We start from the raw sequence: 13,638 nt of genomic DNA on the forward strand, positions 1-13,638 counted from the left end.
CGGACCCACCGCCCACGGAGTCGTACGCCCCCGTCAACCGATCGGTTGATGCCTCTTCGAGCGCGATGGGCGATGCCCGCACCCCCGCCCACCGGCGATTCTCGTGGCATGCCCCTCATCGAAGTGCACGAACTCCAGAAGGCCTACGGCGGCCGCACGGTCGTCGACGGCGTCTCCTTCACCGTGGAGGAGGGCGAGATCTTCGGCGTCCTCGGACCGAACGGCGCGGGCAAGACCACCACCGTCGAATGCGTGGAGGGCCTGCGCACCGCCGACTCCGGCCTGGTCCGCGTCGCCGGGCTCGACCCGGTCGCCGACCACGAACGCCTCACCCGCATCCTCGGCGCGCAGCTCCAGGAGAGCGAGCTCCAGCCGAAGCTGACCGTGCGCGAGTCCCTTGAGCTGTACGCCGCGTTCTACCCGGACCCCGCCGACTGGCGGCCGCTCGCCGAGCGGCTGCGGCTGACCGACAAGCTCGACAGCCGCTTCGGGAAGCTCTCCGGCGGCCAGAAGCAGCGCCTGTTCATCGCGCTCGCCCTCATCGGCAACCCGAAGGTCGTCGTCCTGGACGAACTGACCACCGGACTCGACCCGCGCGCCCGCCGCGACACCTGGGAGCTCATCGAGGACGTGCGCGACAGCGGCGTCACCGTCCTGCTGGTCACCCACTTCATGGAGGAGGCCCAGCGCCTCTGCGACCGCATAGCGGTCATCGACAAGGGCCGGATCGCCGCCCTCGACTCCCCGGCGGGCCTGATCAGCAGGGCCACCAGCTCCACCGTCATGTCCTTCACCCCGTCCGCCCCGCTGGACCGCCAGCTGCTCGCGGCGCTGCCCGCCGTCACCTCGGTCGAGGAGCGCGACGGCCGCTACACCCTGAACGGCACCGACGAGAGCGTCGACGCCGCCATCACCCTGCTCGCCAGGCACCGCATCACCGCCCACCAACTCCGGGTCTCCGACGCCACGTTGGACGACGCGTTCCTCGACCTGACGGGAGCATCGGCATGACCACCGCCGTCGCCGCGCCGCACACCGCCACCAAGTCCAAGGCCTCCTCGGCCGTCCTGCGGGCCGAACTGCGGCTCTTCCGCCGCGAACCGGGCGCCGTCTTCTGGATCATGGCGTTCCCCACCCTGCTCCTGGCCCTCCTCGGCTCCATCCCCTCCTTCCGCGAGACCGACGCCTCGCTCGGCGGGCTCCGCCTCGTCGACGCGTACGTCCCCGTCACGGTGCTCCTCTCGCTGATCATGGCGGGCCTCCAGGCCATGCCACCGCTCATCACCGGCTACCGCGAACGCGGCATCCTGCGCCGGATGTCCGCGACCCCGGTGCGCCCCGCCGCCGTGCTCGGCGCGCAGATGGGCATCTACGGCAGCGCCTCCCTGATCTCCGCGCTGCTCACCCTGACCGTGGGGCGGCTCGTCTTCGACGTACCGCTGCCGCGCCAGGGCTTCGGATACGCGCTCGCGCTGCTCCTCGCCATCCTCTGCGGGCTCGCGCTGGGCGCCCTGGTCTCCGCGCTGGCCCGCACCACGAAGGCCGCGACCGCCATCGGCTCCGCCGTCTTCTTCCCGATGATGTTCAGCGCGGGCGTCTGGCTGCCCGTGCAGGCGATGCCCGACACGCTCGCGCACATCGTGGAGATCGCGCCGCTCGGCGCCGCCGCGCGGGCCCTGGGCGACGCGGCCGCCGGCGACTGGCCCGGCATCGGCCACCTCGGCGTGCTCACCGCCTGGGCCGTCCTCCTGACCGCGGGCGCGGCGCGCTGGTTCCGGTGGGAGTGACCACGTCGAGCCCGTGCCCGCGCATGGCCGACACTTGGCACATGAACCCGACCACGGCGGACGCCGCGACGACGGTCGAGCAGCGCTGGGGCCTCTTCAACCGCTGGGGCCCCTACGGCCTGCTCTGCTTCGGCACCCTGATGTCGCTCGCCACCAGCCGGGTCGTCGGCATGGACACCGTCGCGTGGTACGTGGCCGGGGGCGTGATCGCCGCGGCGCTCGTGCTCCAGCTGTGGTGGGGCAGGGCCGCCCGCACCCGCCCGGACCCCAGCGCCGCGGGCACCTGCTACTACGCGGTGCGCTGGGCCTTCGCCTTCGTCCTCACCTGGCTCAACCCGTTCTTCGCGTTCTACGCCGTCGTCGGCTACTTCGGCGCCGAGCGGCTGCTGCCGCCCCGCCTGGTCAAACCCGGCCTCTTCGCCACCGCGATCATCATGGCGGGCTCCCAGTCGGGCGGTCTGCCGCCGGAGAACAGCGCGGGCTGGGGCGTCTTCGGGGGGCTCCTCGCGGTCAACGTCGTGCTGCTCACCGTCTTCGCCCACCTCGCCGCCCAGGAGGACGAGCGCGCCCGCGTCCAGGCCGCCACCATCGAGGAACTGGAGCGCACCAACGCGGCGCTCCAGGAGACCATGGACGAGAACGTCGCCCTGCACGCCCAACTCCTGCTCCAGGCCCGCGAGGCGGGCGTCGCCGACGAGCGGCGCAGGCTCGCCGCCGAGATCCACGACACCATCGCGCAGGGCCTGACCGGCATCATCGCCCAGCTCCAGGTCGTGGCGGGCGCCACCGACGAGGAGCTGGCCCGCGAGCACCTGGGCCGCGCCGCCGACCTGGCCCGGCACAGCCTCGGCGAGGCCCGCCGCTCCGTCCACAACCTCTCACCCGCGCCCCTGGAGTACGACAGGCTGCCCGAGGCGCTGAAGAAGACCGTCGCCGAGTGGGCCGAACGCACCGGGGCCCGCGCCGACTTCACGGTCACCGGTACCGCGGAGGACCTGCACGACGAGATCGAGGCGACCCTGCTGCGCATCGTCCAGGAGGCCCTGTCCAACACCGCCCGGCACGCGCACGCCACCCGCGTCGGCGTCACCCTCTCCTTCATGGGCGACGAGGTCACCCTGGACGTGCGCGACGACGGCCGAGGCTTCGACCCGCTGGCCACCGTGGAGCGCACCGGCACCGGCGGCTTCGGCCTGGACGGCATGCGGGCCCGCGCCGAACGCATCGCGGGCTCCCTGACCGTGGAGTCCGAGCCCGGCGGGGGCACCGCGGTGTCCGCTCGCGTACCGTTGGTCCGCCATGAGCACTGACGTGATCACTCTTCTCATCGTCGACGACCACCCCGTCGTCCGCGACGGCCTGCGCGGCATGTTCCTCTCGGCCTCCGGCTTCGAGGTGCTCGGCGAGGCGTCCGACGGCGTCGAGGCCGTGGCGCTCACCGCCGAACTCGACCCGGACGTCGTCCTGATGGACCTGCGCATGCCGGGCGGCAACGGCGTCGACGCGATCACCGAGCTCACCCGGCGCGGCGCCCGCGCCCGCGTGCTCGTCCTCACCACGTACGACACGGACTCCGACACGCTCCCCGCGATCGAGGCGGGCGCGACCGGCTACCTGCTCAAGGACGCCCCGCGCGAGGAGCTGTTCACGGCGGTCCGGGCGGCCGCCGAAGGCCGCACGGTCCTGTCACCCGCCGTCGCGTCCCGTCTCGTCTCACGCGTACGTGCCCCCGGCAACGAGCCGCTGAGCACCCGCGAAAGGGAGGTGCTCGCGCTCGTCGCCAAGGGCACGTCGAACCGTGCGATCGCCGTCGAACTCTTCATCAGCGAGGCCACGGTCAAGACGCACCTCACCCACATCTACGGCAAGCTGGGCGTCAAGGACCGGGCGGCCGCGGTGGCCACGGCGTACAGCAGGGGAATCCTGGGCTGAGGGCCCCGTGAGGGGCCCGTTAGGGGCGCGGGGAACTGCGCGACCAGCCACGAATGACCCGCACTCAACGAACGAGCGCTACACGGCTTGCCACAGCGCGGGCGTATTGGGCGGCTCCCAGCCAGTCTGAGCCTGGTGCGGCTGAAGACACCGATACGTAGTCCCGCCATAAGTGACAGAGTCCCCAGCCGCATAAACCTGGCCGGCGGCCCACGTGCCGCCGGGCTCGGGCTCACCAGGACCCGGGTCCTCGCCGCCACCCGTCGTCTTCAGCGTCAAGCCGTACTGCTGGAGCAGCGGATTGATCGGCTGGTAGTACGTCGTGCCGCCGCTGGAGCAGTTGCCCGAGCCGCCCGACGTGACGCCCTGCGCCTGACTCCCCGAGATGAAGGAGCCGCCCGAGTCGCCCGGTTCGGCACAGACGGTCGTCCGGGTCACGCCGCTGATCGTGCCCTCGGGGTAGGTGACGCTGGTGTTGTGCTGCGAGATGGTGCCGCAGTGCCACCCCGTAGTGGAGCCGGAACGGCAGATCGACGCACCCACCGGGGACTGTGTGGAGCCCCCGACGCCGATCCGCTGGCCGCCCTGGCCCTTCACGTACGGGGTGGCGGTCCACTGGGAGTTGACGGCGACCCAGGCCATGTCCCTGCCGGGGAAGATGGAGGCTTGGAACGTGCCCTGGGCCACCTGGTTGTAGCCGCTCGTCGCGGTGCCCGCGCGCCCGCAGTGACCCGCCGTCGCGAAGCCCTGCTGGGTGCCCTTGGTGACGGGGAAGCCGATGGAGCACCGGCCGCCGCCCATGTAGTAGGCCTCGCCGCCCACCAGGTCGTACAGCGGCCGCGGGCGCTCCGAGGTCCGCTCCACGCGTACGAGGGAGGATCCGACGCCCGCCGCGGCGACCAGGGACTTCGCCGCCGATGCGTGCACGGCGCGCACCACGACCGCGTTGGAGCGCACGTCGACGTACCAGACGGGCACGTCACGCGTCGTCGTCTTCTTCGCGGCGCGGTCCAACCGGGCCTTGGCGGCGTCCAGTCGGGTCGCCGAGTGGTCCACGACCCGGGACTCGGCGCCACGCGCCTCGATCGCGGGGACGTCGGCGGCGTCGGTGGTGGCGACGGTGAGCCGCGCCGAGGTGGCGCCGCTCACCCAGGCGCCGGCGAAGGCGCGGCCGAGCGTGGCGCGCAGTGCGCCCGCGTCGGCGCCGGCCTCGGCCTCGTTGACCAAACGAGCCTTGGCCTGCGCCGACGTGAGGCCGAGATCGCGTCGCATCGCCGTCAGGACGCCGGGCGATGTCCTGCCGACGGATGCCGTCTCGGCGGGGGAGGTGGACGAGGACGCGGGGGAGGAGGGTTCGGCCTGAGCGGCCGCACTGCCGGGCAGCCCGGCAAGCACCAGCGCACCGGCCGCGACGACGGCGGCGCAGGCGGCTGTGGCGCGTCTGTGATGGGTGGAGCGCATGGGAGAGGTCTCCTCGAGCGGGGGAGGGGGCGAGGGGGTGGCGGGGAAACCAAAGATTCAGCCCACACGGTAGAACCCTCAACAGCCCTTCATCAGCTGTCAGTTGACCCCGGTGCCCGACGTTATGCCCCTACCCCGAGCCTCCCGCGCCGCCGTGGGCAATCGTGCCGCTGGGGCGGCACGGGTGGGCACGGCACCCCGTCGCCGAGGGGCGACGAACGAGGCGTCGGCCGCGGCGCAGGCGCAGTGCCCCCGTCGCAGAGGAACCGTCACAGGAACAGAAACCCCGTGCCCAGCCCTCAGAGACCCCGCGCCGGCGCCTCCAGCCAAGCCGTATAACTCTCACTCCGCGCCGCCGCCTCCGCATGCGCGGCCCGCGCCTGCGCGAACACCGACGCCGCCGTGTCGTGCGCGGGCGCCGCCGGATGCCAGCCGAGCAGGTGGCGCCAGTAGAGGGGAGCGCCCGCCAGCGGACGGGTCACCATGCCCGGCGTGGGCGGAAACGTCGCCCTGCACAGGCCGACCGCCCGCCCGACCTGCACCAGGTGGACGCAGGACGCGACGTCCGTCTCGTACACCCGCGACGGGGTGAACCCGGCCCGCGCGCACGCCGCGCTGAAGCAGTCCGCGAAGCAGCCGTCCCCCGGCACGTCCGTCCACGCCTCGTCCGCGAGCAGCGCCAGATCGATCTCGGGACCGTCCGCCAGCGGATGGCCGGTGGGCAGCATGACGAAGACGGGGTCGCGGGCCACCTCACGCCAGACGAGCAGCTCGCTCTCCGGCGGCTGACTCGCCCCGCACGTCCCCACCAGCGCGAAGTCCAGCCGCCCGTCGGCCGTCCTGGCCGCGATCTCCCGTTCCGACCAGGCGGTGTGGGTCGTCACGGGAGCCCCGGGGTGCGCGGCGGCGAGCCGGTCCACCAGGCCACCGAACAGCGGGCCGTGCGTTCCGCCGAGCCGGAACCCGGACCCGCCCTGCCAGGACTGGGCGAACCGCTGCGCCTCCTCCCGGAGGCCGCTGACCGCGGGCAGCACGACCCGGGCGCGGGCGAGCACGAACTCGCCGAGCGCGGTGGCCCGCACCCCGTGCCTGCCCCGTTCGAACAGCTCCCCGCCGAGGGCCCGCTCGATCCGCTTCAACTGTGCGCTCAGCGCCGGCTGGGCGAGCCCGAGCGCGGTGGCGGCCTTGGTCAGGCTGCCCGCGTCGGCGATCGCCCGGATCGTCTTCAGGTGCCGCAACTCCAGGTCCATACCGTGAGCTTGGGGCGCCACGGTGACCGGGGCAAGACTCAGGTACGTACCAGAGCCGATCAGCCGCCCCCGACCCGCAGCAGCAGCACCGCACGCCCCGGTACCGTCACCGCGCCGCCCGCCCGGTGCACCGTCCCCGGCGCCTCGCCCTGGTCCTCGGCCGAGGTGTCCACCACCACCTCGTACGCATCGGCCCACGGCGGCCCCGGCAGCACGAAGCTCGTCGGCCCCTCCGCCGCGTGCAGGATCGCCAGGAAGCTGTCGTCGACGACGGGCGCACCCCGCGCGTCGCGGCCCGGGATGTCGCGCCCGGAGAGGTACATGCCGAGCGTCGCCGCGGGCGCGTACCAGTCGCTCTCCGTCATCTCCGTGCCCCGCGTGGTGAACCACGCCAAGTCCCTTAGCCCGTCCGCCGAATGGGCCCGCCCGGAGAAGAACGCGCGGCGGCGCAGCACCGGATGCCGGTGGCGCAGCCCGATGAGCCGGGACGTCAGCGCGAACAGGTCGCGCCAGCCGGGCTCCTCGCGCAGCCCCCAGTCGACCCAACTGGTCTCGTTGTCCTGGCAGTACGCGTTGTTGGAGCCCCCTTGCGTGCGCCCCATCTCGTCGCCCGCGACCAGCATCGGCACGCCGGTGGACAGGAGCAGCGTCGTCACCAGGTTGCGCAGCTGCCTGCGGCGCAGCGCCGTGATCCGCTCGTCGTCGGTCTCGCCCTCGGTGCCGCAGTTCCAGGAGCGGTTGTCGTCGGACCCGTCCCGGTTGCCCTCGCCGTTGGCCTCGTTGCGCTTGCGTTCGTACGACACGAGGTCGCGCAGCGTGAAACCGTCGTGCGCGGTGACGAAGTTGACCGACGCGTACGGCCTGCGCCCGCCCCACGCGTACAGGTCGCTGGACCCCGAGAGCCGGTAGCCGAGATCTCGCACGTCCGGCAGCGCGCCCCGCCAGAAGTCCCGCACCGCATTGCGGTACCGGTCGTTCCACTCCGTCCACAGCGGTGGGAACGACCCCACCTGATAGCCCCCCGAGCCCACGTCCCACGGCTCGGCGATGAGCTTCACGCGCCGGAGCACCGGATCCTGCGCGATCACCGCGAGGAACGGGGAGAGCATGTCGACGTCGTGGAAGGAGCGCGCGAGCGCCGCCGCCAGGTCGAAGCGGAAGCCGTCCACCCCCATCTCGCTCACCCAGTACCGCAGCGAGTCGGTGATCAGCCGCAGGACGTGCGGCTGGACGACCTGGAGGGTGTTGCCGCAGCCCGTGTAATCCGCGTACCGCCGCCCCTCGTTGGGCTGGAGCCGGTAGTACCCGCGGTTGTCGATGCCCTTCAGGGACAGCATCGGGCCGAGCTCCCCGGCCTCCGCCGTGTGGTTGTAGACCACGTCGAGGATGACCTCGATGCCCGCCTCGTGCAGCGCCCGCACCATCCGCCGGAACTCGCCGACCTGCTGCCCCCGCGTCCCCGATGCCGCGTACGCCGCGTGCGGGGCGAAGTAGCCGATCGAGTTGTACCCCCAGTAGTTGCGCAGGCCCCTGCGCAGCAGATGGTCCTCGTGCGCGAACTGGTGCACGGGCAGCAGCTCGACCGCCGTCACCCCCAGCGCCGTGAGGTGTTCGAGGGCCGCGGGATGCGCCAACCCGGCGTACGTACCCCGCAGTTCGGCCGGAATCCCCGGATGCCGCTCGGTGAAGCCGCGTACGTGCAGTTCGTAGATGACCGAGTCCGCCCACGGCGTCTTGGGCCGCCGGTCGTCCGTCCACTCGTCGTCCGGCGCGTCGTCGTGCACGACCACGCCCTTGGGCACGTACGGCGCGGAGTCCCTGTCGTCGCGCACCGTGTCCGCCACATGCTGCTGGGGCCAGTCGCGCACATGCCCGTACACCTCGGGCGGCAGCACGCCGTAGTCGTTCCCCGCACCGGCGTCGACCGCGCGCGCGTACGGATCGAGGAGCAGCTTCGCCGGGTTCCAGCGGGCGCCCGTCCACGGGTCCCAGCGGCCGTGCACCCGGTACCCGTACCGCTGCCCCGGCCGCACCCCCGGCAGGAAGCCGTGCCAGATCTCGTGCGTCAGCTCGGTCAGCGAGTGCCGCGCCTCGGCCCCCTCCTCGTCGAACAGACACAGCTCGACCGCTTCCGCACCGCCCGCCCACAGCGCGAAGTTGGTGCCCGCGACCCCCTCAGGACCGATCCTGAAGCGGGCGCCCAACGGGGTCGGCGTCCCCGGCCACACCGGCCGCCCGACCACCGGGCGCACCGCGGCCCGCGTCCTTCCGTTCAGGGCGGCGGCGGGCCGCTCGGGCGTGATCCGCCCCGTCGCCCGCGCCTCCTGCACTGCCCCTTGCTCGGGTGCGCTCGACACCTGTCAGCCTCCCGCGGCTCGGTCGGTCGACGCGCGAAGAAGGGCGAGCGGCGTCCCGGCCGCGGCTCCCCATACGTCGTCCTCCCCACTGTTCTGCCCACCGTGTGCGTCGCACTCACGTTTCCCCAGCAGGGGGACGGTCGTTGGGACCCACGTGAGACAGGTAGCGAGGCGCGCACGGCGCGCAGGGGCCGGGCTGGCCGCCGTACTGACATGGGCAGGCCTCATGGCCGGGGCGGCGGGCTGCTCCGCCGGCGGGCTCGACGGGATGCTCGGGAAACCGCGCTCGCCGGCCGACGCGATCCGGGTGTCGCCCGACGACGACATGAAGGGAGTCAAGCCGGACGAACGGATCGAGGTGAAGGTCCCCGACGGCCGTCTGGAGTCGGTGAAGGTCGTCCGGACGCAGGACGCGCAGGAGTTCGACGTCCCCGGCCGCGTCGACGAGGACGGCACGACCTGGCGGCCGCTGAACGAGGGACCGCTCGCGCTCGCCGCCAGGTACAAGGTCGACGCGGTCGCCCTGGACGGCCACGGCCGCCGCTCGGCCCGGCACACCACGTTCACGACGTACGTCCCCGACGAGCGCTTCATCGGATACGTGACGCCGGAGAACCGCGCCACGGTCGGCACCGGCATGATCGTCTCCCTGGAGTTCAACCGGGAGATCGAGAACCGCGCCGCCGTCCAGCGCGCCATCCACGTCACCGCGCACCCGGCCGCCGACATCGAGCCGCACTGGTTCGGCAAGACGCGCCTGGACTTCCGCCCGGAGAAGTACTGGAAGCCGGGCACGAAGGTCACCGTCGGCCTGCGCCTGCGCGACGTCCAGGGGGCCAAGGGGGTCTACGGCCTCCAGGACAAGAGCTTCGGCTTCACCGTGGGCCGCAGCCAGGAGTCCCTGGTCGACGCGGCCGAGCACACCATGGAGGTGCGCCGCGACGGAGAGCTGATCTCCACCGTGCCGATCACCGCGGGCGCCCCCAAGACCACCACGTACAACGGGAAGATGGTGGTCACCGAGATGCTGGAGGTGACCCGGATGAACAGCCGCACGGTCGGCTTCGGCGGCGAGTACGACATCCCCGACGTGCCGCACGCGATGCGCCTGACGACCTCCGGCACCTTCCTGCACGGCAACTACTGGTCCCCGGACGCCCCCGGCAACACCAATGTCAGCCACGGCTGCGTGGGCCTGCGCGATGTGAAGGGCGGCAGCTCACGGACGCCCGCGGGCTGGTTCTTCGACCGGAGCCTCATCGGGGACGTCGTCGAAGTCGTGAACAGCAACGACAAGAAAGTCGCTCCTGACAACGGCCTCGGCGGCTGGAACATGGATTGGAAGGACTGGAAGAAGAACGGCTGACCGCCGGCCGATCACCAGGTGATCGCCGGGTGACCGGCGGCCGGCCGACAGGTGATCTTGGTCTGCCCGCACCTCGCGCCCAGTTGGGACTGAACGGTGACATTGGCGGGGAGTCATCGCCGCAGGGCGTGTGGTTATCTATCGCTTGCGCGTGTCTGAAACGCGCGGGTGCACTGGGGTGCGGGCCTGTGACCAGGCCGTGCGAGGGGAGACAAGATCGTGAACGGGCGACCGATATCGGGGGCTTCGTCGGGCACGCGCGAGCGGGTGCGACGGAGGGGCGCCAGGGGCCTCACGGCAGCGGTTTCGGGGGCGGCACTGCTGCTCGTCGCGGCCTGCGGCGGGGGAGGCGGCTCGGACGCGGGCGACGGTGGCAAGGGCGGTTCGGACAAGAACGCCGCATCGGCGGCCGTGGTGACGATAGCGCCGAAGGACGGCGCGAAGGCGGTCGCCACCAGCGGCGCCCTCAAGATAGGCGCCGACAAGGGCAAGCTCTCCGAGGTCAAGGTCGAGGACAGCAAGGGCAACGAGGTCCCGGGCAAGATCACTTCGGGCGGCGCGAGCTGGACTCCCGCCCACCACCTCGCGGCGGCCACCACGTACAAGGTGCACGCCGTGGCGAAGGACTCCGAAGGCCGCGCTTCCGCCAAGGACACCGCCTTCACGACGCTGACCCCGAAGAACACCTTCATCGGCCAGTTCAACCCGGAGGACGGCTCGGAGGTCGGCGTCGGAATGCCGTTCTCGGTCCGCTTCACCCGGGGCATCACGGACCCGAAGGCCGTCGAGAAGGCCATCGACATCAAGACCGAGCCCGCCGTCCCCGTCGAGGGCCACTGGTTCGGCAACGACCGCCTGGACTTCCGCCCCGAGAAGTACTGGGCGGCCGGCACGAAGGTCACCGTCAAGCTCAGCCTCGACGGCGTCGAGGGCCGTCCCGGCGTCTACGGCAAGCAGACCAAGACCCTGAACTTCACCATCGGCCGCAGCCAGGTCTCCACGGTCGACGCCAAGACGCACCAGATGAAGGTCGTGCGCGACGGCAAGCAGATCAAGAAGATCCCGATCACCGCGGGCGCGCCGGGCACGACGACGTACAACGGCGAGATGGTCATCAGCGAGAAGCTCCAGGTGACCCGGATGAACGGCGACACCGTCGGCTTCGGCGGCGAGTACGACATCAAGGACGTCCCGCACGCCATGCGCCTGTCCACCTCCGGCACGTTCATCCACGGCAACTACTGGTCGGGCGGCGCCTTCGGCAACACCAACGCGAGCCACGGCTGCATAGGGCTGAGCGACGTGCGCGGCGGCTACAGCAAGAAGACGCCCGCGGGCTGGTTCTTCGCCAACTCGATGATCGGCGACCTGGTCGTCGTGAAGAACTCCGCCGACAAGAAGATCCAGCCGGACAACGGCTACAACGGCTGGAACATGTCGTGGGAGAAGTGGAAGGCGTAACCACCACAGCTTCTCCGTCACCGGGACCCGGCGCACTGTGACCAAGTGCACCGGGTCCCGGTGCGTTAGCCCCCGTTAACCTGCTGCCATGACCGCAACCCTCGAAGTCACCGACGGCGTCGGCGCCATCCGGCTCGACCGTCCGCCCATGAACGCCCTGGACATCGCCACCCAGGACCGTCTGAAGGAACTCGCGGAGGAGGCCACCCGCCGCGACGACGTGCGCGCCGTGGTGATCCACGGCGGCGAGAAGGTGTTCGCCGCGGGCGCGGACATCAAGGAGATGCAGGACATGGACCACGCGGCGATGATCGCGCGCTCCGGAGCCCTCCAGGAGTCCTTCACCGCCGTCGCCCGCATCCCCAAGCCCGTCGTCGCCGCCGTCAACGGCTACGCGCTGGGCGGCGGTTGCGAGCTCGCGCTCTGCGCGGACTTCCGCATCGCCGCGGACGACGCCAAGCTCGGCCAGCCCGAGATCCTGCTCGGCGTCATCCCCGGCGCGGGCGGCACCCAGCGCCTGGCCCGCCTCGTCGGCCCCTCCAAGGCCAAGGACCTGATCTTCACGGGCCGCCACGTGAAGGCCGCAGAGGCGCTCGCCATCGGCCTGGTGGACCGCGTCGTACCGGCCGCCGAGGTGTACGAGCAGGCGTACGCGTGGGCCGCGCGCCTGGCCAAGGGGCCTGCCATCGCGCTGCGCGCCGCCAAGGAGTCCATCGACGCGGGCCTCCAGACGGACCTCGACACGGGCCTCGCCATCGAACGCACCTGGTTCGCGGGACTGTTCGCGACCGAGGACCGCGAGCGGGGCATGCGGAGCTTCGTGGCGGAGGGTCCCGGCAAGGCCAAGTTCGTCTGAGCCCGGCCGGGTCGGGCCGAACTGCCTCCGGAGCTACCCCAGTTGGGGCCGCGTCAGTCCGGAGATCCCCCGAAGGAGCGGATTATGGCCGACTTAACAGAACCTTAAGCCTGCTGTGCTCGGGGCGCTCGGTGATCACCCGTAAGCGAGAAGTCATCGCAGGTCAGGGTGGCTTCTCGCGGTCCGTTCTGCCAGTGGCATATGCCTACCAGGTCCCCCGGAATGGTTGGTTCCGGGGGGCCTATTCCGCCGGAACGGCCCCGGGGAGCGCTCCGGGCGGCCATGATGGGGGCATGGCGGGGCTGGAGGGTTACGAACGGCCGCGGCGGCACGGGAGTGCGACCGCGGCACGCTGGTCGCCGGCGGTAGAGGACGAACACGCGCTCAAGGCGCTGGAGTTGTTCGGCAATCCGACGGACGCGGAGGTTCCGCTGCCCTCGCGCCCGGAGTCCGCCGCCATCGCGCGCCGCCTCGCCCAGGTCGTGGTCCTCCGGCACTGGGGGCTCTCCCCGAAGCTCACCGAGGACGTCGTCCTGCTCGTCTCCGAACTCGTCGGGAACGCCGTGCGGCACACCGGCGCCCGCGTCTTCGGTCTGCGCATGCAGCGGCGGCGCGGCTGGATACGCGTCGAGGTGCGCGACCCCTCGCGCGGGCTGCCCTGTCTGATGCCCGTCCGCGAGACGGATCTGAGCGGCCGGGGCCTCTTCCTCGTCGACAAGCTCTCCGACCGCTGGGGCGTCGATCTGCTGCCGCGCGGCAAGACCACCTGGTTCGAGATGCGGGTCTCCGACCGCTGACGGCCCGCCGGTCCCACGTCACCGCCCGGTCGCCGGTCCCGTGTCGCACCCGGTCGCCGGTACACGAAAGCCCCCGGTTCGCCGGTGTGCGGCGCTGCGGGGGCCTGCGTGAAGCGCCGGGACCGGAAGGGGTGTGGTCCACAGCGGCTGATGACGACCTGAGCCCGGGTCAATGGGGGTCGTGCCTCCGACTATGGCAGACGGGGGCCACCGATCCAAAAGTCCCATTACTCTCATAGTCGGGCAAAACGTGACAGTTTAGAGGTGAATCCTTGGTGACATGGGCCACCTGCCTGGTAAACACTGGCTAAGCGGAGGCTGTGACAGCTGATACGCAAGCCCCGCCCGACGGCTCCGCCGCCCGTCCGCGC

At 71.7% G+C, this 13,638-nt stretch carries 11 protein-coding genes; 8 read left to right on the top strand and 3 right to left on the bottom strand.

The genetic code is table 11. The annotated features are described in order from the left end of the window. Window positions 1-108 precede the first annotated feature (108 nt). Genes ACIO9J_RS09415 through ACIO9J_RS09430 form a run of 4 tightly spaced genes read left to right on the top strand, consistent with a single transcriptional unit; the run spans window position 109 to window position 3,719 of the window. Entirely contained in the window at window positions 109-1,011 is a 903-nt protein-coding gene (locus ACIO9J_RS09415) for an ABC transporter ATP-binding protein (protein ID WP_401995043.1), read from the top strand. Further along, a complete protein-coding gene (locus tag ACIO9J_RS09420) occupies window positions 1,008-1,787 on the top strand; it encodes an ABC transporter permease (RefSeq protein ID WP_401995046.1) in 780 nt (259 codons plus the stop codon). The genes ACIO9J_RS09415 and ACIO9J_RS09420 overlap by 4 nt, the downstream gene beginning before the upstream one ends. A 41-nt stretch (window positions 1,788-1,828) precedes the next feature. Then, on the top strand, window positions 1,829-3,097 hold the full coding sequence (locus tag ACIO9J_RS09425; protein ID WP_401995048.1) for a sensor histidine kinase: 1,269 nt from the start codon (window positions 1,829-1,831) through the stop codon (window positions 3,095-3,097). Continuing rightward, window positions 3,087-3,719, top strand: coding sequence for a response regulator (locus tag ACIO9J_RS09430; RefSeq protein WP_401995051.1), 633 nt, complete (start codon window positions 3,087-3,089; stop codon window positions 3,717-3,719). The genes ACIO9J_RS09425 and ACIO9J_RS09430 overlap by 11 nt, the downstream gene beginning before the upstream one ends. 78 nt (window positions 3,720-3,797) lie before the next feature. On the opposite strand, the gene ACIO9J_RS09435 is transcribed toward ACIO9J_RS09430, so the two are convergent. From ACIO9J_RS09435 to glgX, 3 genes are all read right to left on the bottom strand, one after another. After that, on the bottom strand, window positions 3,798-5,180 hold the full coding sequence (locus ACIO9J_RS09435; protein WP_401995054.1) for a carbohydrate-binding protein: 1,383 nt from the start codon (window positions 5,178-5,180) through the stop codon (window positions 3,798-3,800). 299 nt (window positions 5,181-5,479) lie between these two features. Then, on the bottom strand, window positions 5,480-6,430 hold the full coding sequence (locus tag ACIO9J_RS09440; RefSeq protein WP_401995057.1) for a LysR substrate-binding domain-containing protein: 951 nt from the start codon (window positions 6,428-6,430) through the stop codon (window positions 5,480-5,482). A gap of 59 nt (window positions 6,431-6,489) precedes the next feature. Next, the gene (gene glgX / locus ACIO9J_RS09445) at window positions 6,490-8,787 is read right to left on the bottom strand and encodes a glycogen debranching protein GlgX (RefSeq protein WP_401995060.1); all 2,298 of its coding nucleotides are present in this window, start codon (window positions 8,785-8,787) and stop codon (window positions 6,490-6,492) included. A 226-nt stretch (window positions 8,788-9,013) separates the two neighbouring features. Here glgX and ACIO9J_RS09450 point away from each other — a divergent pair, with 226 nt between their 5' ends. The 4 genes from ACIO9J_RS09450 to ACIO9J_RS09465 all read left to right on the top strand — a co-directional run bounded on the left by ACIO9J_RS09450 (window position 9,014) and on the right by ACIO9J_RS09465 (window position 13,267). Then, window positions 9,014-10,153, top strand: a complete 1,140-nt coding sequence (locus tag ACIO9J_RS09450; RefSeq protein WP_401995063.1) for an Ig-like domain-containing protein — start codon at window positions 9,014-9,016, stop codon at window positions 10,151-10,153. A gap of 219 nt (window positions 10,154-10,372) precedes the next feature. Next, a complete protein-coding gene (locus ACIO9J_RS09455; protein WP_401995066.1) occupies window positions 10,373-11,614 on the top strand; it encodes an Ig-like domain-containing protein in 1,242 nt (413 codons plus the stop codon). Window positions 11,615-11,702: 88 nt separating this feature from the next. After that, on the top strand, window positions 11,703-12,470 hold the full coding sequence (locus ACIO9J_RS09460; RefSeq protein WP_401995069.1) for an enoyl-CoA hydratase/isomerase family protein: 768 nt from the start codon (window positions 11,703-11,705) through the stop codon (window positions 12,468-12,470). A gap of 188 nt (window positions 12,471-12,658) precedes the next feature. Continuing rightward, window positions 12,659-13,267 (top strand): ATP-binding protein, encoded by a 609-nt coding sequence (locus tag ACIO9J_RS09465; RefSeq protein WP_401995935.1) that lies wholly within the window; start codon window positions 12,659-12,661, stop codon window positions 13,265-13,267. Window positions 13,268-13,638 lie beyond the last annotated feature (371 nt).

Origin of the sequence: Streptomyces sp. NPDC087300 (assembly GCF_044744425.1) — a bacterium.
Lineage (GTDB): Bacteria > Actinomycetota > Actinomycetes > Streptomycetales > Streptomycetaceae > Streptomyces.